The 19,517-nt window shown below is 45.1% G+C and carries 15 protein-coding genes; 6 read left to right on the plus strand and 9 right to left on the minus strand.

All coding sequences use genetic code 11. From position 1 onward, the window contains the following. Nucleotides 1-142: 142 nt before the first annotated feature. Complete coding sequence (locus AC6R05_RS01190) at nt 143-1,186, minus strand: GMP reductase (protein WP_500646324.1); 1,044 nt, start codon at nt 1,184-1,186, stop codon at nt 143-145. A 607-nt stretch (nt 1,187-1,793) separates the two neighbouring features. On the opposite strand from AC6R05_RS01190, the gene AC6R05_RS01195 reads away from it, so the two are divergent. Next, nucleotides 1,794-2,336 carry an outer membrane beta-barrel protein gene (locus AC6R05_RS01195; RefSeq protein WP_500646325.1) on the plus strand — a complete coding sequence of 181 codons (543 nt, stop codon included), beginning with the start codon at nt 1,794-1,796 and terminating at the stop codon, nt 2,334-2,336. 189 nt (nt 2,337-2,525) lie between these two features. Next, nucleotides 2,526-3,089: a putative outer membrane beta-barrel protein gene (locus AC6R05_RS01200; RefSeq protein WP_150896658.1), complete on the plus strand. Its 564-nt coding sequence runs from the start codon at nt 2,526-2,528 to the stop codon at nt 3,087-3,089. A 73-nt stretch (nt 3,090-3,162) separates the two neighbouring features. Here AC6R05_RS01200 and AC6R05_RS01205 read toward each other — a convergent pair whose 3' ends face one another. From AC6R05_RS01205 to AC6R05_RS01220, 4 genes are all read right to left on the minus strand, one after another. Further along, the gene (locus AC6R05_RS01205; RefSeq protein WP_500646326.1) at nt 3,163-3,597 is read right to left on the minus strand and encodes a PAS domain-containing protein; all 435 of its coding nucleotides are present in this window, start codon (nt 3,595-3,597) and stop codon (nt 3,163-3,165) included. 2 nt (nt 3,598-3,599) lie between these two features. Next, entirely contained in the window at nt 3,600-4,604 is a 1,005-nt protein-coding gene (locus AC6R05_RS01210) for a response regulator (RefSeq protein WP_500646327.1), read from the minus strand. A gap of 272 nt (nt 4,605-4,876) precedes the next feature. Next, nucleotides 4,877-5,122 carry a hypothetical protein gene (locus tag AC6R05_RS01215; RefSeq protein ID WP_032552842.1) on the minus strand — a complete coding sequence of 82 codons (246 nt, stop codon included), beginning with the start codon at nt 5,120-5,122 and terminating at the stop codon, nt 4,877-4,879. 92 nt (nt 5,123-5,214) lie between these two features. Then, nucleotides 5,215-6,564 carry an MATE family efflux transporter gene (locus AC6R05_RS01220; protein WP_500646328.1) on the minus strand — a complete coding sequence of 450 codons (1,350 nt, stop codon included), beginning with the start codon at nt 6,562-6,564 and terminating at the stop codon, nt 5,215-5,217. A 101-nt stretch (nt 6,565-6,665) separates the two neighbouring features. Here AC6R05_RS01220 and AC6R05_RS01225 point away from each other — a divergent pair, with 101 nt between their 5' ends. Then, nucleotides 6,666-7,616, plus strand: coding sequence for a LysR family transcriptional regulator (locus tag AC6R05_RS01225; protein ID WP_500646329.1), 951 nt, complete (start codon nt 6,666-6,668; stop codon nt 7,614-7,616). Between the two features lie 113 nt (nt 7,617-7,729). Here the strand turns inward: AC6R05_RS01225 and AC6R05_RS01230 are convergent, their stop codons facing one another. Continuing rightward, nucleotides 7,730-9,856 carry a methyl-accepting chemotaxis protein gene (locus AC6R05_RS01230; protein ID WP_408692891.1) on the minus strand — a complete coding sequence of 709 codons (2,127 nt, stop codon included), beginning with the start codon at nt 9,854-9,856 and terminating at the stop codon, nt 7,730-7,732. 433 nt (nt 9,857-10,289) lie between these two features. Here AC6R05_RS01230 and AC6R05_RS01235 point away from each other — a divergent pair, with 433 nt between their 5' ends. From AC6R05_RS01235 to AC6R05_RS01245, 3 genes are all read left to right on the plus strand, one after another. Continuing rightward, nucleotides 10,290-11,837 (plus strand): methyl-accepting chemotaxis protein, encoded by a 1,548-nt coding sequence (locus AC6R05_RS01235; protein WP_500646330.1) that lies wholly within the window; start codon nt 10,290-10,292, stop codon nt 11,835-11,837. A 136-nt stretch (nt 11,838-11,973) separates the two neighbouring features. Further along, nucleotides 11,974-13,008 carry a Gfo/Idh/MocA family protein gene (locus AC6R05_RS01240; RefSeq protein WP_500646342.1) on the plus strand — a complete coding sequence of 345 codons (1,035 nt, stop codon included), beginning with the start codon at nt 11,974-11,976 and terminating at the stop codon, nt 13,006-13,008. A gap of 65 nt (nt 13,009-13,073) precedes the next feature. Beyond that, on the plus strand, nt 13,074-14,561 hold the full coding sequence (locus AC6R05_RS01245) for an SgrR family transcriptional regulator (RefSeq protein ID WP_500646331.1): 1,488 nt from the start codon (nt 13,074-13,076) through the stop codon (nt 14,559-14,561). 41 nt (nt 14,562-14,602) lie between these two features. On the opposite strand, the gene AC6R05_RS01250 is transcribed toward AC6R05_RS01245, so the two are convergent. Genes AC6R05_RS01250 through AC6R05_RS01260 form a run of 3 tightly spaced genes read right to left on the minus strand, consistent with a single transcriptional unit; the run spans nt 14,603 to nt 19,511 of the window. Next, complete coding sequence (locus tag AC6R05_RS01250; RefSeq protein ID WP_500646332.1) at nt 14,603-15,208, minus strand: HAD family hydrolase; 606 nt, start codon at nt 15,206-15,208, stop codon at nt 14,603-14,605. A 32-nt stretch (nt 15,209-15,240) separates the two neighbouring features. After that, a complete protein-coding gene (locus AC6R05_RS01255; RefSeq protein WP_500646333.1) occupies nt 15,241-16,107 on the minus strand; it encodes a protein kinase domain-containing protein in 867 nt (288 codons plus the stop codon). Then, a complete protein-coding gene (locus AC6R05_RS01260; RefSeq protein WP_500646334.1) occupies nt 16,098-19,511 on the minus strand; it encodes a type VI secretion protein IcmF/TssM N-terminal domain-containing protein in 3,414 nt (1,137 codons plus the stop codon). The genes AC6R05_RS01255 and AC6R05_RS01260 overlap by 10 nt, the downstream gene beginning before the upstream one ends. Nucleotides 19,512-19,517 lie beyond the last annotated feature (6 nt).

The following is a 19,517-nucleotide window of genomic DNA, read 5'->3' on the forward strand; positions in this document are numbered from 1 at the left end:
GAAGTAGCTAGGTGTTAGCAACGATACAAGTTTAAACCTAAAATTCTCTACCGCTACTTTGTCACCAATTAACGTTTTTTGGACAAAAAAAGAGCCGCTAAAAAGCGGCTCTTGATTTTCAAACTATTCGAATTCGTTCAGGTTACTCTTTACCGAATACGTTGTTCTCTTGCTCTTGTACACGGATGAAAGTCGTACGCTTAGTTAACTCTTTAAGCTTTGCTGCGCCTACGTATGTACAAGTTGAACGTACACCACCAAGGATGTCAGAGATAGTGCCGTGAACAGAACCACGGAACGGAAGTAAAACAGTTTTACCTTCAGCTGCGCGGTACTTAGCAACACCACCTGAGTGCTTGTCCATAGCAGATTGAGACGACATGCCGTAGAACTTCATGAACTTCTTACCGTCTTGCTCTACCACTTCGCCGCCTGACTCTTCGTGGCCTGCTAGCATACCGCCTAGCATTACGAAGTCCGCGCCACCGCCGAATGCTTTTGCAACGTCACCTGCACATGAACAGCCACCGTCACCGATGATCATGCCGCCTAGGCCGTGTGCTGCGTCACCACACTCGATGATTGCAGAAAGTTGAGGGTAACCAACACCTGTTTTAACACGTGTAGTACATACAGAACCTGGGCCGATACCAACTTTAACGATGTCAGCACCCGCTAGGATTAGCTCTTCACACATATCACCTGTTACAACGTTACCTGCTGAGATAACTTTGTTCGGGAATTCAGCACGTACCTTTTGAACGTACTCTACTAGGTGCTCTGAGTAGCCGTTTGCGATATCGATACAGATGAAGATTAGCTCTTCAGATAGCGCCATGATCTCTTTTGTTTTTTCGAAATCAGCGTCAGAAGTACCTGTTGATACGAAAACATTGTTTAGCGTCTTCTTGTCTGCTGATTTTACGAAGTCAGCCCACTGCTCGACTGTGTAGTGTTTGTGAACAGCTGTCATTACTTCGTGCTCTGCAAGAGCCGCTGCCATTTCAAAACTTGCAACAGAATCCATATTTGCTGCAATAACAGGAGTACCAGCCCATTGACGACCGCTGTGCTTGAATGTAAAATCGCGGGTTAAATTTACTTGAGAACGACTTTTTAGTGTTGAACGCTTCGGGCGAAACAGTACATCTTTAAAGCCTAACTTAAGTTCTTGTTCGATACGCATGGTGTTTTTCCTTGATTCATAAATGTATGTGTCACTCGCATGGTGCGTTGTAAAGTCGTTGGCAGACGAGTTTACTTTTCTTCGGACACAAAAAAACCGGAGCGTTGGCAGACGCTCCGGTTTTCAGCATTATAGGCCGTGATTTATTAACAGCAAGTCTGATATTTCATTTTTTTTTATGCTATCCTCCCAAAGATTCCATATCCGAATTCCTCTCTCCTTTCCTATTTTTCAGCTATTTACTTAGATATTAACGACTTAAGCGCACAGCGTGACGCAAACTTACGCAACATTTGCGCAAACGTTTTCCATCGCTTCATCGCTACTTTCTCTTTTTATTTCTATTTCTGTGAGAAAAAGACGTCATCATGGTCAATCTTTGGCCTGTAGAAACACTTCAAAAAGTACAAATTTTTTGAATTTTCTTGTTTGAGTGCCTAAAAATTCGCCGTTATGAAAAAGAATAAGGTGTCGCAGAGATCAAAAGCTCGCTCTTTAGCGATAACTCTTGCGAGTCAAACAGTCTAAAATAAGGTATAAGTTGCTTATTAGAACTGCTCTTTATATTAAACAAGAGCACATTGAATGGCTTACAAGGACGTTAGTTATGAAGAAAACCCTCCCTCTACTTGCGCTTTTATGTATCAGTGGCTCCGCTTTGGCACAAAATGGTCCCGGTTCTTTCTATACCAATCTCGGTGCGACTGCGATTTCTGATGGTTCAGATTCTGAAACAGCCTACTTTGCGCAGCTAGGATACAACTATTACCTTTCACCTATGGTGTCACTCGATCTTAGCTTTGGCCACACTGCAACCTTAGATAGTACTGTGACGTCAGAATCTGATGGCTTTGCTTCAAAGTACAACTCTTACAGCGCAGGCCTAAAACTGGAGCAGAGCTTTGGCGGGTTTAACCTCTATGGTTCGGGCGGAGCGAGCTACATCGATTCCGAGGTCACACGTTGGGATGCAGTCAACAGCGTATCTGAAACCACAACAGACAGCAGTATCCAACCTTATGCGAGTACAGGTATCACTTTTGCTCTCCTTGGCTCACCTTTAATTCTAGATACAGGTATCAGCTATCAATGGCTACCAAGCGGAGAAGGTGCAGCTTCTGTGTATGGTGGTGCCTACCTAAATTTCTAAGCCGTAATCACCCTATCCAATTATCTGTGGCAGTCTATCTATTGATTGCCACATTCTCTCCCCCCCCCTTTCCACCCACCTGTTACCTATTATCCCCACGTCTAAAATTCTTACCACATCAAATGGAATGATACTCCATATATGTTACAATGCAGCATACCATTTAATTCTCATTAACAAGGTTGCTCAATGCCAAGAATCTTTAAAGCTGTATTGCTCAGCACACTCTCTACTATTTGCCTGAACGCCCACGCTGCCAAAGTGCCGCTGGAATACTCTTTTGATATTGGTATGTCGAACATTACTAAGAACGGCGAAAGCTTGACTGGTTTCACTTCACGCGGCCGCCTAAATTATTATTTCACGCCTTTTGTCGCACTAGATCTGAGTTACACCGATACTCTTTCTATCTCCGGAGACATCTACGACGGCAGTAATGACACAATTACAACTATGGAATACAAGGCGATCAGTACTGGCGTAAAGATCCACCAGCCTGTAAGTAAACTCATTAATGTCTATGCCGCTGCCGGTGGAGCATACTCGACAGTAGACGAAAAGGTCGAAGACATTGGCGCAAATACTGAAACCAAAGATTCAGAGTCTTCAATCAAGCCGTACGCGAATGTAGGTGTCAGCATGAACAGTCCGTGGCAAAAAGGACTGCAGTTTTCTCTCGATTACACATACCAACCTCTAGCACTGGACTACACAGCTAACTACTTCTCAATTGGTGCCCACTACAGTTTCTAGCTCAGAAGCACGAAAAACGAAAAAGGCACGCATAATCGCGTGCCTTTTCTTTTATGAATCTGTTTAGTGATTCTTACTGACGAGCAACCAGAGCCTCTGCCGTCGCATCTTGAATAGAAAGAAACAGTGACGTTACTTGTCCAGTCGGAGAACGCATCGGGTTAAGTGTCACGTTCTGGTACATGAAGTCTGCTTGTTGAGTAACAGGTCGCACGTTACGACACTTGAACAGATACGGACGTTGTTGCCACGTAATGAAACTACGACAGCCAAGATCATAAACGGGTTTAGTTTTGAGGCGGAACCACTCTTCTGGGATCTCAGGAAACAGCTCGAAAATCGATTTGCCAATCGCATCATGAGACTGTTTACCACTGTGGTGTGTCATGAAGCCGTTCCAAACTTGCACGTTGAAATCTCGGTCGACCACAACAAGTCCCATGTCGACGTTTTGAACCATATCGACCATCCAATGGAACTGCTCAAACTCTGCAGGTAATTGAAGCATAATTAGAACTCCTCCATTAGGTAAGACAGCTTGTTGTCTAGTAGCGGTAAAGATTCATCCACAAACATAAACAGTAGGTCACAACGAATTGAGGTGCCTTCAATGTTGTAGCTCACCTCAAAGGTCATGGTCTTTTTGAACGAACCGCTGGTATTGGCAATCACTGATTCGATTGGAATATGTTGCCCTAACAGTACCGGAGAACTTTGGAAGAAGCGCACTTCAGACTGTTCACCTAAGCCATTTAAGAAAGAACCCACAAGAATGTTGGATACATCCATAAGCAGCTCTAATTCTTCAAGCTCTTCACTGTCTGTTGGCACCTTCATCAGCTTCTTGAGATCATTCACACTCGAATCACTGAGCAGAACCAATGCTTCGCCGGCAATACCTTCACCACTAAAGCCTTGGCAAACACCAGATACCTGGTCGTTGTCGGCCAAATCGCGCAGTGCCATGTGAAGCTCACTTACCTCAAAGATGTTGACGTTAGGCAGTGGTAGATGAACAAATACATCGAAGTGGCGGGCCAATGCGTCTGCCGCACGGCCGATCGAAACGTTAGCCACTTCCATATAGATATCGCGTCTGCGCAGAATAGGCAGCTCTAGCGGCGCTGGTGTGACTAATTGTGGCTGCTTAGGCGGATCAACCAATTCACGAAGAACGGCTTTAAGTGCCTCTTGGTCAATTGGTTTTTGCAGGAAGGCTTTCGCCCCAAGCTCCATAACCTTCTGTTTAGCTTTAGGCTGAATATCACCAGACACAACGACGACAGGAGTCGTATTACCCAAACGCTGCATCTCTTCTAATGTTCCATAGCCATCCAACTCTGGCATGGTCAGGTCGAGGAACATTAATTTAAACTGATTACTCGCTAATTCATCGAGCGCATTCAATCCATGCACCGCGAAGGTTATGTCAGCATTTAACGACGGCGGTAAAGAGCGAGCCATCTGTTTGCGGGCTAAGGCAGAATCATCACATATAAGAACTGGAAACGACATTAATGTACCACCAATGATTGAAGCGAATAATAGCGAGTGTAACAGATCCTTATGGTATCAGGTACGGGGTGAATCCATTAATATGGTGATTACAGGCAAGATAATTAGAAGTTTTTGCTATGTTTGAGAGATCAAGATATGCAGTCAGAAACCCTTAATATAAAAGGGTTTCTGAATAAATCGAGTGGTGTTTTCTAAACAAGATGCTGGAATGGCAACAATTGATAAATCACGTCATTCCGCTCTAGAAATATGTGTAACGAAGCGATCGATTAAAGCTGGTACGTTGGCCATAAAATCAGTAAAGCAAAACGCAAAATGACGGCGAACACCAAAAGCGCAATACCTAAGCGATACCACTTATATTCCGAGACACTCATAGGAATGCGTTTATAGAACATGGTAATCACACCTTTCCAATCGGAACTGCGCTTCCCATATTGCATTACGCTCGTCAGTACAAAAAGAGCCCCAAGTACCAACATCCCTTTCTCGGCCCAAAACAACCCTACTTCCATTTGTACAACCTCTTTCCTTAAGTCTTCAATACAGTGTAATCAGCTTATGCTAGGGTTTCTGTACGACGTTGGTCTAAGTTGTACAAACGGGATTAATGCGCCAATTGTGCCGAGCAATCTAAAGAGCGCTGCTTTCTGATTTCAACCATGAGTTGAACAAGCAACAAGATACCCGTCACACCGAGGCCGATACCAATGCCGCCCCAGATACCGGCAAGCTGATAGTCCGGCATTAGATACCATGCCGCTGGCAATCCAAATACCCAGTAGCCAATCGCTGTCATTACCGTTGGCATGGAGACAATCTTCATACCTCTTAGTAGGTTAATCGCTAGCAATTGCCATGCATCAACAATAAAGCAGAGAGCCACTACCCAAATAACCGAAGTTAATAGCGTTGACATAGTGTCTGTACCGTCATCAAGTTGGAACATTGCCGCAATGGCTTCAGGCCACGCAATAAAGACACCGCACAACACTAAACTCAGCAGCGAGACAAGAATAAAGCTTTGCATTGAAGTCTTCTTAATTCCTTCGATATTACCCGCACCAAAGTCACGACCGACCAATATCGCCGCTGCCTGTGAGAAACCAAAGTTGAAGTTCCAAGTAAAGCTCAAACACTGAAGCAGAATTTGGTGCAGTGCTAATGACGCAATACTGATGGTTCCCGCCATTAGCGTGCCGCCATAGATAAGACCATGCTCCAGGATCGCCGCGACCGCGATAGGTAAGCCCATCAATAGCAGCGGAGCCATCAACTTGACCGAATACTCTTCCAAGTGCAGCCAAGGGGCGAACGGTTTGAACTCGTCACGTTGAAATACCCAGAACGTGTAGCCAATCATCACAACCAGTGCTGCAATCGCGGTACCTAAACCAAGCCCCGTTAAGCCCATACCCAGCTCGAAGGTCATGAAATAGCTCACTGGCACGTTCAAAATAACAGTGGCTATCGACATGATCAAAATAGAGCGTACGTTACCAAAGGCGCTGGTTAATCCTCGCAAAACCAGTAATAACAATGATGGCAACATCACCCACTTAAGTGCATGAACGTACTCCATCGCAAGAGTAATCACCTCTGGCGGTTGTTTCGCCATTTCAAGTACTTGAGGCGCGAACCAGAAACCAGACATCAAAACAGCGCTCATCACAAACGAAAGCATGACTGCGCCTTTTACTGCCAGACGGATCTGTTGGTTGCCAAAGTCTGGGCGCGCGACTCTCTGCCCGTAGGCGATAGCAATTAAGTTTGCGACGCAACCGACCGTGCTGCTGGCAATAAGAAAGATGAAGAAGTAGATCGAGGCACCCAAACCACCCGCAGCCAGCGCAGATACGCTAATTCGAGACATCATCCATACATCGGTTAACACCAATGCCATTGATATCAATTGTGAAATGATGAGCGGGAATGCTAGTGCGAGTATTTTTTTCATGAGAGCCTCTTAAGATTTCCACAAACCTTATGGCTTTTAGCACTAGCCTTCAATTGATATATCTGCCACTCTAACATTCTAAAAACTCATGCGAGTGTTTTATGACCCCATATCCAAATCTGCCCTATTCTCACAATGGGCTGCGCGCCTTTGAATCTGTCGCTAGGCTCATGAGCTTTACACTGGCTGCAGACGAGCTCAATGTTACTCAGAGTGCAGTAAGCCGACAGGTGAAACAGTTAGAAGATGAGCTAGAAATTTCACTGGTGCGTCGCAAGCATCGCGCTATTGAACTGACGCCACAAGGTAACGAGTTGTACCTTGCCCTACGCGAAGGTTATAGCAACATTGAATCCGTGCTTGCCAGCTGGAAAGAGCCTAAACAGAAACGAATCGTCATCAAAGCTGCGCTGAGTTATGCCACACGTGTACTGATCTCTAAAGTTAGGCAGCTCAATGAGCGATACCCTGATTACGAGATCGTGATTATTCCTGTTATCGAGGAGGATGAAGCACTTAACTACACCGATTACGACTTGTTGGTCTTCCATACGCAGTTGAAGAACCATTACGACAACAAACCTGGTATCCGTGTACTGCGCGAAGAGTTTATGGCACCAGTCTGCTCGCACAGCTTAGTAACTGACGATCTTGATTTAGACTCAATCCTAACCTTGCCAAGGTTGCATCCTACTCTCGACCACACTGACTGGAAGACATGGTTATCCGATGTAGCGTATCCACCGACAACGCCTGTTCGAAATACCAGCTTCCTCTCCCTTGATTTGGCGTTGAACGCCTGCCTCTCTGGACAAGGTGTTACCGTCACTGACTTGTTGTTGATCATCCCTGAATTAGAGCGTGGTTTCTTATATTGCCCGCCAAACGCGAAAATTCAGCATAGTGCGTGGACGTATTACCTGCATCAAAATACCAAGAATGCGGTCATTGATGATCTCATCGGTTGGCTTGTTGAGGAGAATGAGAGCGAGCTGAGCAAACTAAAACGCCTCGCTCAGCAGCATGATTGGTATGGAGTGATAGAGAGGTAGGTAGAGAGATATATAAATAGAGAGATAACGACAAAAACACCCACAAGCTATCATCGATATTGATATAACTTGTGGGCGAGAGTTATCTGAATATATCTTTCAATTTGAGAGCGTTAAGCCGCTTTCTTACTCACCTCAAAGCGACCAATAAGTTGTTCCAGACGACCTAAGGCATTACCCATCAGAGTCACACGACGCGCCAGCTGTTGAGTCGAGGTTTGAAGATCGGAAATAGAACGTTGAGCTTTGTCTGCTGTATGACCGTTCTCTTGACTGTTCTCATCGAGTTTCGACATGGTCGCAAACAGCTCGGCAACAGCGACCCGCATCTGCTCACTACGAGCACTAGAATCGACCATCAAGTTCCCTCGACTGACGTTTTCCACTCCTTGCTCCATAGATGCCACCGCACTGCGCGATTTAGCATGCAACTCTTTCATCAGATCACCAATGTGGTTGGCCGCCTGCGAAGTACGATCAGCTAAGGTTCTAACCTCTGACGCTACCACCGAGAAGCCTCGGCCATGCTCACCCGCTCGCGCAGATTCAATCGCCGCATTGAGAGCCAATAAATTGGTTTGTGCCGTGATATCCGTAATGATGTTGATAATGTCAGAGACCTTACTCATCTCGTTATTCACTTCGTTAACACTGGTCGCTGAGCTTTCGACGATATGACGCACAGACTCCATTCCTTGCGCTGCCTGCTTGTACTCCTCTTCAGCGCTTTCCACAGCATGTTTCATCACCGTATCCATTTGAGTCGCTGAAACCGTCGCATTGGTGATTTCACTCTGTTGGTGCTGGCTCAACTCCAACATATTGTGCAGCGAATGTGAGGCGTCATCACTGGCCTGATTCATCACCACACTGCGCCTAAACATCGATTCTGATACTTGGCGAACCTCACTACTGGCATGGATCAGTTCGCTGATGATCCCATCGAGATTATCGATAAAACTGTTCGTCCAACGCCCTAAACTGCCCAATTCATCGCTACTGAAGGTACTGGGGTCGAGTCGACGACTGAGGTTGCCGTCCCCTTCAGCCAGTGTCTGCATTACCATGGTCATCTTACTCATTTTATTGACCAGCGGCTTGGCACTAAACGCTCGAAACAGACCAAGACTCAACAACATGCAGACAACCATTAGGCTTGCTTGTATAAAAGGAGATAAATCAAAAAGGTGAGTCAGCAGTAGAGGTAGGAAAAGGGTAAAAAGCATGCTGCCAATAAAGTGTTTCGATAAGGTGTAGCTGAGGCTTCTATCACGGTACACCTCTTCCAAATCCGACTCGCACATCATGCCGAACTTATCTGGTGAGCCATCGAGTTGAAAAGTCACACCTTTACCAATGACAGGAATGTGTCGGTAATCGGAATAACCCGGATATTCAACAAAGACATTGTTGCCTTTCTTTATTGTTTCTCTGACGCCTGGGTGTAACTGCTTGGTCGCAGGGTCGGTAAAGCGGATTTCAAACTCGGTATGATGCTGAACTTTCACCACGCCCCAATCGGTATTGACGCCTTGTTTAAGGTTCTCACCATGCGAGAAGGTGTTGTCTTCAAATCGAGAGCGAGATAGCGCGACACCGGCTTCAATACGTGGATCATGATTCGACTCCACCATAAAGATATAGTTGTCCCCAGACTCACTATAGATATGCCCCGCTTCACGCTGGATAATATCGCCAATCACATCGTTTGGTACTCGTCCGCACAGACACAGTGGTTTACCGTCTTCACGTGAGAACGGCACATAAAACATCAGTGTAACTTGGTCATGAAACGACGAGCTTGAAGCACCAACCGATAACGTACGCTCGTCAACATAAGGCCCATGAAGATAGCGCTTCTTTAAACCTTCGTTGAGCGCCTTGGGGTCAGTAAGCGTGTAACCAACATGATTGCTGTAGCTTGACGCTTGGGCGATGCCTCGCTCGTCCACGACCGCGAGTTCTGAGATATCTGGGCTGCGATTAAGAAGCCTTTGCAACGTTTCCGTTGTTTGCTCTTCCGTTCGACTAGCAACATACAGCGCGGCATCTTCGAGAAAGTCCCATTGGTTCTTTACCCAATTATTTAGTAACTGTACCCGTGTCTCCGCAATACTTTCGAACGTCTGCTCTAACTCCCTAGTGCGCGTTCGATTTAAGAAACAGGCCTTTCTCATCGCAATCTTACCCGTTGAGCCAAACCATTTAAGCCAATGACGTTCCTGATCCGTAAGGTTCATCTACATTCCTTGTTTTGTTTTACATCTATATACAACAAAGCAATTTATAGACCATATACAAAACAGGGCTTTAATTAACTTGTATGATTAATTTATATACAGTTCAAACAATTACACTCCCTATTTTAGTGCGAATCGATCACCAATATGGTGCATTAGTAAAAAATTGGCCCAAAATTAATAGAGAAATACAACTCAAAAACTGGAACATTGATTCCATTTTTATGACGAATAAATGACATTAAAGCGATAAAAATCACAGCTAACCTATTCAGAGCTTATTCGTATTGATCCATATCAATCCATATTAAATTTCAATTGGTTAAATAATGACTGCCGTCAATTTATTGATAAGGCATCATTTTGACACTTATAAGATAATACGCGCCTTATAAAACAATAAATTCTTATAACAAATACAAGGCAGTACGTAATGAACAATCATGATGAAAGAGTTCGCTTTTCAGATACGGATAGTCTTATTTCGACCACCACGCCAGAAAGTAATATTACTTATTGTAATGAAGACTTTTACCACGTTGCTGGCTACAGCGAACAAGAGTTGTTAGGGCAACCTCACAACCTTATTCGCCACCAAGACATGCCTAAAGAAGCTTTTGCTCAGCTTTGGCAGTACATCCAATCGGGGAATAGTTGGATGGGTTTGGTGAAGAACAAATGTAAAGACAAGGGTCACTATTGGGTATCTGCGTTTGTTACTCCAATTCGCAACTCGGATGGATCGGTACACGAATACCAATCAGTAAGAACACAACCCACTGACGGCCAAATTGAGCGAGCTAAAACGCTTTACGCTCAAATGCACGCTGGAAAAGTTAAAATTCGAAGAATGCGCTGGCTTCTCAGCTCATATGCTCTATTAGGTTTGCAAGCTCTACTAGGGTTAGCGCTTATTGCAGGAGTGATCCCGACTACGATGGCCGCTATCGCATTATTGGTTACGGTTTTGGCTCAAGCGGGCTGTGCTGCAATGTTCAAGCAACGCCTATCTACGATACATAAGCTCGCTAAAGAGCATTACGACAACCCGATCATGGAAAAGCCATATACGGGTTATTGTGATGATCTCTCGCCTATTGAGCTCGCTATGCAGATGAAAAGTGCAGAACTTCGCGCAGTCACGTCACGCGCTTCTGAAACCTCTACCGATCTGATTGATTCGGCAAAACAAGAGCTTGCGAATCGCCAGAGTATTGATAACGAATTAGGTGAGCAAGATCTCGCGACGGATGCAATGGCAGTTTCAGCAGAAGAGATGTTGGCATCGATCGATGAAGTTGCTCATCAAGCCAAGCAGAGCGCTGATTTCGCAATTAACGCGCAGGATCAAGCACAACAAGGCGCTTCTACCGTGGAAGAAGCCGCTCAAACAGTGCATGAGCTTAGCGAGCACTTAACAGGCTCTAAATCTGCACTAGAGCAGCTTTACAACGATGTCGATGGCATCGAAGCGATTCTGTCTATGATTCAAGGCATTGCCGAACAGACGAACCTTCTGGCACTCAATGCTGCGATTGAAGCGGCTCGCGCAGGCGAACAAGGGCGCGGATTCGCCGTGGTTGCTGACGAAGTTCGAGCACTGTCTGGCAAGACAAGTTCTTCCGTCGAAGAGATTCGCTCACGTATTGAGATTCTACAAAACACGGTGAATCAAACGGGGCGCTTCATCGAAGAAGGTATCCACTCTTCTGAGGTTTGTGTCGAGAAGTCTCAGCAAAGCCGAGCCTCTTTCGAAGCAATTGTTCAAGACCTTATGTCGATCAATGAGCAAAGCGCTCAAACCTCTCAAGCAATTGAGGAGCAGGTGCAAGTCACTCACGGTATCAATGACCATGTTGTTCGAGTCAAGCAAGCGATCATCGAAACGCGAGAGCTTTCTTCTACATCTGTAAGACGTGCAGAATCCCTAGCTACTCACCTACAGAGCCTAAAACGCCTAGTGAATCAATTTAATCACTAAGACAATCTTCAAATGATTTAGAGCTGGTGTCGCAATAGGCACCAGCTCTTTTTTGTTTCCTATACATAGCTAGGAAATAATGAACAACCTTCACCTTTTGTGCTCTATTTCACCACCTACTGATTCGCTATGCTCTATGGGTCACTACATAGAGGTCCAATCAATGCATAAAATCAAATGGGGAATCGCTGGTTTAGGCAACATCGCGCATCGTTTTGCAGTCGCAGTTACCCAACATAGCTCTAAGGCAGAGCTATATGCGGTTGCAGCCAGGGACGCAGAAAGAGCAAATCTATTTTGCCAACAATACGGCGCTAACCATAGCTATGAATCTTATCAACACATGGCCGAGGACCCTGAGATTGATGCTGTGTACATCGCTACCGTTCACCCTTACCACAAACCCCTTGCAGAACTGTTTATCAAGCACAACAAGCATGTTTTGGTAGAGAAGCCAGCTTTTACACAACTTGAAGACTGGTTGGAAATGAGTGCACTGGCGAAGAAGCATGATGTACTGTTGCTTGAAGCGATGAAAACCGTCACCTTCCCTGCTTACATAGAATTGAAAACGTATTTGGTAGAGCAGAACATTCAGCAACTTCATGTTGAGGCGGGGTTTGGTAATGAGCACGACTACGACCCTAGCTTATTTATCTTCAATCCAGAGCTATGCGGTGGTGCTTCGCTTGATGTTGGTGTGTACGGGCTATGGCTCTACTACGATTTATGCAACACTCTGGGCAGCATCCCTAATCCACCTTCAGTGCAGCTGACGCAAGGCATTCAAGACTGTGCTGTCGATACCGATGCTTGCTTCACGTTTACTGGTAGCGTATCTGGAAAGTTCAGTGCTTCAATAACACGAAACCTCCAACGCGATGCGGTGTTAACTGGTGACGGGATAACGATAAAAATATGCGAAAAGTGGTGGAACCCACAACGTATTGAAATTGAGCATAACGGACAATCCAAACTCATTGATATACCTGTATCAGGGAATGGCTTCGAATATGAAATCGACCATTTTTCTACATTACTACAAGTACAACAGCGAGCGTCTAAACTACTGAGGCCAGAAACTTCTCAACAAGTGATCAATACATTAGAAACCGCTCTGATAGATTGCGGATTTAGTCACCTGACTCACTTACCGAATAAGAACCGCTAGCTAAGTCGTTAACACTCAGCTCAAGCATGAACCAACAAACACTTACATCAGCCACAAGTAACGACATGAAGAATTTAAAAAGAAAGTTAGAACTGTATGAACTCCTCTTTCGTTCCTTGGGTCCGGGACAATCATCATGTCAGGTAAATCAACTAGCCGAGCTATGGCTAGTGAGCGAACGACATGTCTCTACGTTGATAAAAGTGATGTCTTCCGCTGGTTGGATCAACTGGCAGGCGTCTGTTGGAAGAAATAAAAAAGCCACAATTGAGCTGTTAATCGAACCTATAGATGCCTGCCATTCTATGGCTGAACCGATCGCCTATGAAGGTAAAGTCGATGAGCTTTTGGAGGTCTTGAGCTTTGGAGGTCGCGAACCGGGTGAAGCACTGCAAGCCTTTCTAAGCCGTAATGAACAGAGCAACAAACAACGTGTTTACCTCCCTTTCCACAGAAAAATAGAACCACTACACCCACATAAAGTGTTGCGCCGAACTGAACGATTTTTGGTTCACCATCTGTATCAGCGTTTAAGCCACATCCATGAAGGGATGGTAACGGGAGATCTCGCCTATCATTGGCAACCCAATGAAGATGCGACAGTCTGGTATTTTCAGCTGCGTACTGGAGTCACTTTTCATGATGGGCAACCTCTAGTGGGGCAGCATGTCGTCAGCTCATTACAACAGCTAGCGAATCGACCTCAATGGCGTAGTTGCTATCAACATATTGCCCACATTCACTCACCTTATCCGGATGCGGTTGAGATAACACTCCATAAAGCCGACTGGCACTTACCGAGACTGCTCGCGCAAGCTGAAGCATCAATTTTCAAACACGGTACTACCCAGCACACCATTGGCTCAGGAGCACTAAAGCTAGATGTATTTTCTACCAATATGCTGCGGTTGAGTCGTTATAGTAGTTACTGCCACCAGCAAGCGATTTTGGACCAAATTGAGTTGTGGTCTTACCTCGACTGGGCGAAAAGTAAGGCTTGTGCTCACAATGAAATTCGAGTCTCAACGCCAGAAATAACAACGACCAAACACCAATCGCAACCCGCAGTATTTTTGCTGTTTCAGGCGATTGATTCATATAAACCATTGAGAGAACTAACTGTTGAAGATACCTCTGAATCGCAGAAAATTGCTCAACAGCTGGTTAATGAGTCTAGTAGGCTTATTTCATGTAGTTATGGGAATTACGAGTCAGTTCAAGGTGCTCTGCTATGCAGCATTATTGATGAGAACGATAGTTTCAGTGCGTGGCTACGTCTTTTATCACGTGTTCCATTCTCGCAGCTCAACATCGATGAGGAGTACTGCAAAGGCATCTCAAATCAATTAGACAACATCCGAGCGACCCGAAACTTTAAACGAGCATACCAACTATTGGACTCGCTGAAAGCTAAGTTAATCGAAGACCAAGTTATGACGGTTTTTGCCGGAGATCCTTTCGCTTTAGAGGTTTCCAAGCGACTTAATGATGTACAGGTAAATGGGTTTGGATGGTGTGACCTAACCAAGGTCTGGCTAAGTCACAAACATTGATGATAAACACGATGGGTGGGTAAAGGCGATATTTACCTAGATTAAAATTCTAAACCCATGGCTTCCAATTCTTGTTCACATTGATGTGCGTCTTTGAATTGAATCGCCGCCATACCTTCCTTTTGAGCGCCTTCTACGTTGTAAGGCATATCATCGAGGAAAACTGTTTCTTCCGCTTTCAATTTATTGGTTGTGAGCAGAGATTGATAAATTTCAGGTTGAGGTTTGAGTAAGCCAAGCTCAGCAGAGACAGTCGCACCTTCAAAAAGCGGCCAAAAATCATAGGTCTCTTTCAAGTATGCCACGATTTCATGCACATTATCGGTTAGAGCATAAACGTGATAGCCCGCTTGCTTAATGCGTTTAAGCAGATCAACAGAGCCGTATATTAGAAGCTGCGTCTGCTTAACGTAGTAAAACAGTTTGTCACATTCTAATTCAGACAAGCCAATCGTATCTTGGTAGCGCTGCTTGGCCTGTTGCTCAGAAAGATGCCCTTTGTTTAGCTCTAACCAAGTCTCAGATTGAAACACTGCTCGAGCACGCTGCTCCAAGTCTTCAACGTCCCCAAAAGTCAGGCGAGCAATTTCTAACGGAGCCCATCGAACCAACACATTTCCGACATCAAACACCACATTTTTAATCACTCTAAACTCCTTAAAAGTACTCCTAGTGACCTCTAGATTAAATCTTTAATCACGCTGTCGATATGACGTTGAACACTTTCTTGAGTTAATTTAGGTAACGACGTCCAAGTTTCGTGTTGTGGCAAGCCAAGAAAAAAATCAATGACTTGAGAGCTATCTAAACCAAAGGGGAGCTCGTCTGCAGGAACACCAATTAACAGCGCAACGGTAATCAAACTTGCGTAACTATCGCAAACAGGATGTGCTTCTCCGTGGCGCAACTGAGAGGAAGCACTATTTGGGTAAGTGTAACTCGGCGAATACTGCTCTATCCCTCGTTCTTGCCAACTATCACCTACTCGGCGGGCGTTCGAGAAATCAATGAATGAGACAATATTTTGTTCCGATAGCAGAATATTGGAGGGTTTGATATCCCCATGTACATAACCACATCGATGCAGCTCTTCGAGCTCACTCAGTAGCTGATCAATGACATTCGCAACCACGGTAATATCACTGGTTTGATTATGCTTTATCAACTCTGAAAGCGATTGCCCTTCAACGTAGTTAGTCAGCAATGCCGCACGAGAGCCATCTCGATAGAAATCGAGACAGCGCTGCGTTGATAGCCCCTGACTATTGAGCCTCGAAAGCCATAACGCCTCACGTTGCAACATGATAGTTTCAATCATGGTTTCAGAGTATTTTGCTCTGACGCGGCCAAGCTCTGAATCGAAACAGAACTGATGCCGATGTGACTCACTAGCCCCATCGGAAACAGTCATATTGTTAGACTCGGGCATTTCAATACTTGTCAAAGAGCCGAGTGATATCGTCTTATCAGTGTTTGGACAGTTTGTGTTAAGCGTTTGACTACAAAACTTCGCTAGCCACTCTGGATGTTCAATCGTTATAGCCACGTTGGGAATCCTAAATTAGTGAATAGATCAGGCTCAAAGGGTTGTCCTATACCATCACGTTTCACCTCAAGATTCACTTCGCCATTAGTCGAACTGTAGCGCCACAATATTTCATTACTACCAACCTGAGTGGAGCCTTTCATTTTCTCTGCCACTCTAAACCAACTCCAAACCCCCGAGAACTTCTCTCTCTGCACAACTCCTTCGGTATCACGCGTCATCACAGAGATATCTTGCATTTGGTTTGCTGGAATCGGCCAACTCTGCAATCGCCACAGCTTAGGCCCGTTTTGATATTCGAAGAATTTCAGATTCGCTTCAAGTGCAAATCGCGTCAACGATGGTGACATCTCCACGGCTTTTATTGAGAAATTGAACCCCAGATCTTTGCCAGTAAAGAGTTGCTTCTGGATTCTTTCAACCGAGTCGCTGAACGACGGGTATTGCCAAGAGAGCGACAAATACTGATGAGGAATGAAGCCATTCAGGTAGATTTCTCGACTGATGGTCATATCCAAGTGACTCGCATACTTCTTCGAGAACTGATCGAACTCCCCTTCAGGTTTAAAGAAGGCTTCAAAATCAGAGAGCAGCACGTCAGTCTGAGCATTACTCTTAATCGGGTAGTGGTTAGCTAAACGAGTCAGATAAAAGTGAGTCACCTTAGACCAATCTTCATTGATCACTTCACGAACCGCATCCAGCGCCAAACCGTTAACCAGAGTCGCTTGCGAGTCCATTAGTTCAGGCAACAGAGGAACATTGTAGTCATCCGCAGAGAGGTGCAAGCGTGCAATCGGGTTGCTTGAATCTGCATTCTCTAACTGCTCTAGGAAATAGTGCCCTTTCGATTGAATCTCTTTCGACTTGTTCACCCAATCTCGCAGCGCAGTCAGATTAGTCAGTGCAATATCTAATGAGCTTTGACCCGTTTGGTTAGCGTGAATCACACCGTGAATATGACGGAACGGATAGGTGATCGATTCTGCCACTCGCTCCATCGCAGAGCCATTGTTAGATTGCAGTGGTGAGGTTTCATCAGCTTGCTGACCTTCTTTCTGCTGTTCTTCCTTCTGCTGCTCTTTACTCTCCAACGTGCTCTTGATGAGGTTAGTGTTGGTGCTCACCACTGAGTAGAACTGCGTTATTGGTGAGAAGTTAGCGTCCGTAACTAGATCCAGCTGTTGCTCGCTGCCGCCCCAGTTCGATACTTCAGTAAGCTGTACATTCGAAACAAACGCATTCCAATATTGTATGTAGTCTTTGATATAACGTTCACGTAATTGACGGTTGATGCGATTCATCTCAGCTTCACCGTTGATGCGCCCCATCACGCCCTCATACGCTGTAATAGCCTCAGAAGCGAGCTGGAAGCCTGTTTCGTTACTTAAATCTTGGAAGCCGTCACGTGTGAATGCATAAGGAATCAGATAACCACTGAAGCCGTCGTTAAACGTAAATACTTGTTCATAGACGGGATTCAGGCTCTTACGAATATCGACGCGGCGTGCAAAATCGCGATGCTGCAAAATATGCTGATAAAGCAACTCACTCACATCATCGGTAGATAGAGACTTGCGAACCAAGCCTAATAGCTGTTCATCAAACGCAGGCGGGATGGCCGATGTGCTAAGCGCATCTTCTGCAAGGAGTTTAAAGCGCTTGATAAGACTTGCATCACCGCTACCCTCTTCATTCAAGGCATCAATATAGTAATTCACCAATGAAGTTGAAGAGTGGCGTGCTGGGTTGTACAAGATCTGCTGAAGGTTAAGCAATTCAAGAGTCTTTACTTTGTCATCCAGCGAGTTGTACACGAACATATCTTTCATGATGTAGTCGCGCATCAAAGTAAGTAACTCTGAGTTCAACTCACCAAAGTAAGCATCATGAACATAACCAGAGATGCTAGAGCTTGGCAGCCAACTAGAAACGTACCAAGGGTGATGCTTTTCATCATAAAGCTGCACTATTTCTCTAAGCTCATAGAGACTGAATACCGGCGATGCCAAATCATCAGGTTGAATCGCATTCTTCTCTAGGTTTTCTTTATAGCGGTCCAACATCGCGAGCGCCTTGTTGTCCAACGCCTGCTGATAGTCAAAACCCGCTTTGATAGTAGCGACAAAACCCACAAACAGGATTACCAAACCGCAAGAGACAACCCAGCGTGTTGTTCGATAGGTGATCTCACGTTTCTTGTTAAACCCAACCAGAGGCGCTTCTTTTAAAACACAACTTCTGAACAGGCCTTTTCCAAATAGGCTCAAGCTTTTTGACTGAGTGTGAATATTAGACAGAGTTTCAAAACCCAGTTCAGAGGCGTGCATTGTGCTGATAATGTCGACGTTTTCACTTTCACCACCCACGTTGACAAAGAAGTAGCCTCGGAAGAATAGATCGATCTCATCGAATTGATGTTGACTGAAAGTGAGTGAAAGGAAGTCTTCGACATCATAACGCAGGGCAGAGAGCTGATAGATACCAACCAGAGCAGAGTCGCGATAGTCCGCGTTCAACTGGCCTTTCAGTGATGAACTTAAAGAGTTCGTAAGAGAGTGACTTAACGCTTCAAACGATTCATCGAACCAAGCTTTATCGTACTCTTTGCTCTCTTCAACATCGCGTAATGCGCCAAATGGCAGTTCACGTTCGCTCTCTTCGAGTGGCGAGAATAGCTCACACAGGTCCTGAATCTGTGACATATGAGTAAACGTGCAATACGTCGGCAGTGTTAAACCCACGGCTTTATTCAGATCTTCTAAAACCGAGCGATATTTCTGGCTTAGTTCACTGACAGCGATTTCGGTACTATTGATCAACTTACCCAAATCAACAGCACATAACACACCATTGAAGGCTTGTCTTGAACGTTTAGACAGGATTAATGCCACCAGCGTATTGATGCTCTTCTGCATTCCCTCTTTTGGATGGAGCAGGTCAATGGTAGCAATGATCGCATCATCTGATGCCCAAAAACGAACGGCGACCAAATCTTCAGGTAGGTTATCTGCGGGCTCAATCGCCTCAAACCCCATCTGCTGCAGCCAAAGTTGGTCGTTCTCAATGTCTTCCGTTAAGTGCACATACCATGGGATTAGATAAGGGTTCGCACTAAGGCGAGAATGCTTGCGCCAGACATGATTAAAGGTACGTTGGATCTCCTCTTCGCGCCAATCTTCACGCTTCTTCGCATCTTCGTCTACTGGCGGGCGTCTTAGTCGAGAATAGATTAGAGCTCCAATACCCACTGCGGCTAGAACCGCTACGATAATCTGCACGACGACCGCCCAAATCGGCTCTAACCAATACCAATCCAATAACCACAAACCACCAATTAATAAGCTGATCACAAGTAGTGAAAGCAAAATGGCAAAAGTGAGTGCTTTTTTCTTACTTATCATTAACTA

Source organism: Vibrio sp. R11-SG3-ISO9 (genome assembly GCF_059834255.1).

What these genes read in the sequence shown, in the direction of transcription:
- AC6R05_RS01205 (WP_500646326.1), bottom strand. Translation starts at nt 3,597, where the DNA reads ATGCTTCAATTACCTGCAGAGTTTGAGCAGTTCCATTGGATGGTCGAT.
- AC6R05_RS01200 (WP_150896658.1), top strand. Translation starts at nt 2,526, where the DNA reads ATGCCAAGAATCTTTAAAGCTGTATTGCTCAGCACACTCTCTACTATT.
- AC6R05_RS01220 (WP_500646328.1), bottom strand. Translation starts at nt 6,564, where the DNA reads ATGAAAAAAATACTCGCACTAGCATTCCCGCTCATCATTTCACAATTG.
- AC6R05_RS01240 (WP_500646342.1), top strand. Translation starts at nt 11,974, where the DNA reads ATGGGTCACTACATAGAGGTCCAATCAATGCATAAAATCAAATGGGGA.
- AC6R05_RS01190 (WP_500646324.1), bottom strand. Translation starts at nt 1,186, where the DNA reads ATGCGTATCGAACAAGAACTTAAGTTAGGCTTTAAAGATGTACTGTTT.
- AC6R05_RS01215 (WP_032552842.1), bottom strand. Translation starts at nt 5,122, where the DNA reads ATGGAAGTAGGGTTGTTTTGGGCCGAGAAAGGGATGTTGGTACTTGGG.
- AC6R05_RS01225 (WP_500646329.1), top strand. Translation starts at nt 6,666, where the DNA reads ATGACCCCATATCCAAATCTGCCCTATTCTCACAATGGGCTGCGCGCC.
- AC6R05_RS01230 (WP_408692891.1), bottom strand. Translation starts at nt 9,856, where the DNA reads ATGAACCTTACGGATCAGGAACGTCATTGGCTTAAATGGTTTGGCTCA.
- AC6R05_RS01195 (WP_500646325.1), top strand. Translation starts at nt 1,794, where the DNA reads ATGAAGAAAACCCTCCCTCTACTTGCGCTTTTATGTATCAGTGGCTCC.
- AC6R05_RS01245 (WP_500646331.1), top strand. Translation starts at nt 13,074, where the DNA reads ATGAAGAATTTAAAAAGAAAGTTAGAACTGTATGAACTCCTCTTTCGT.
- AC6R05_RS01260 (WP_500646334.1), bottom strand. Translation starts at nt 19,511, where the DNA reads ATGATAAGTAAGAAAAAAGCACTCACTTTTGCCATTTTGCTTTCACTA.
- AC6R05_RS01235 (WP_500646330.1), top strand. Translation starts at nt 10,290, where the DNA reads ATGAACAATCATGATGAAAGAGTTCGCTTTTCAGATACGGATAGTCTT.
- AC6R05_RS01210 (WP_500646327.1), bottom strand. Translation starts at nt 4,604, where the DNA reads ATGTCGTTTCCAGTTCTTATATGTGATGATTCTGCCTTAGCCCGCAAA.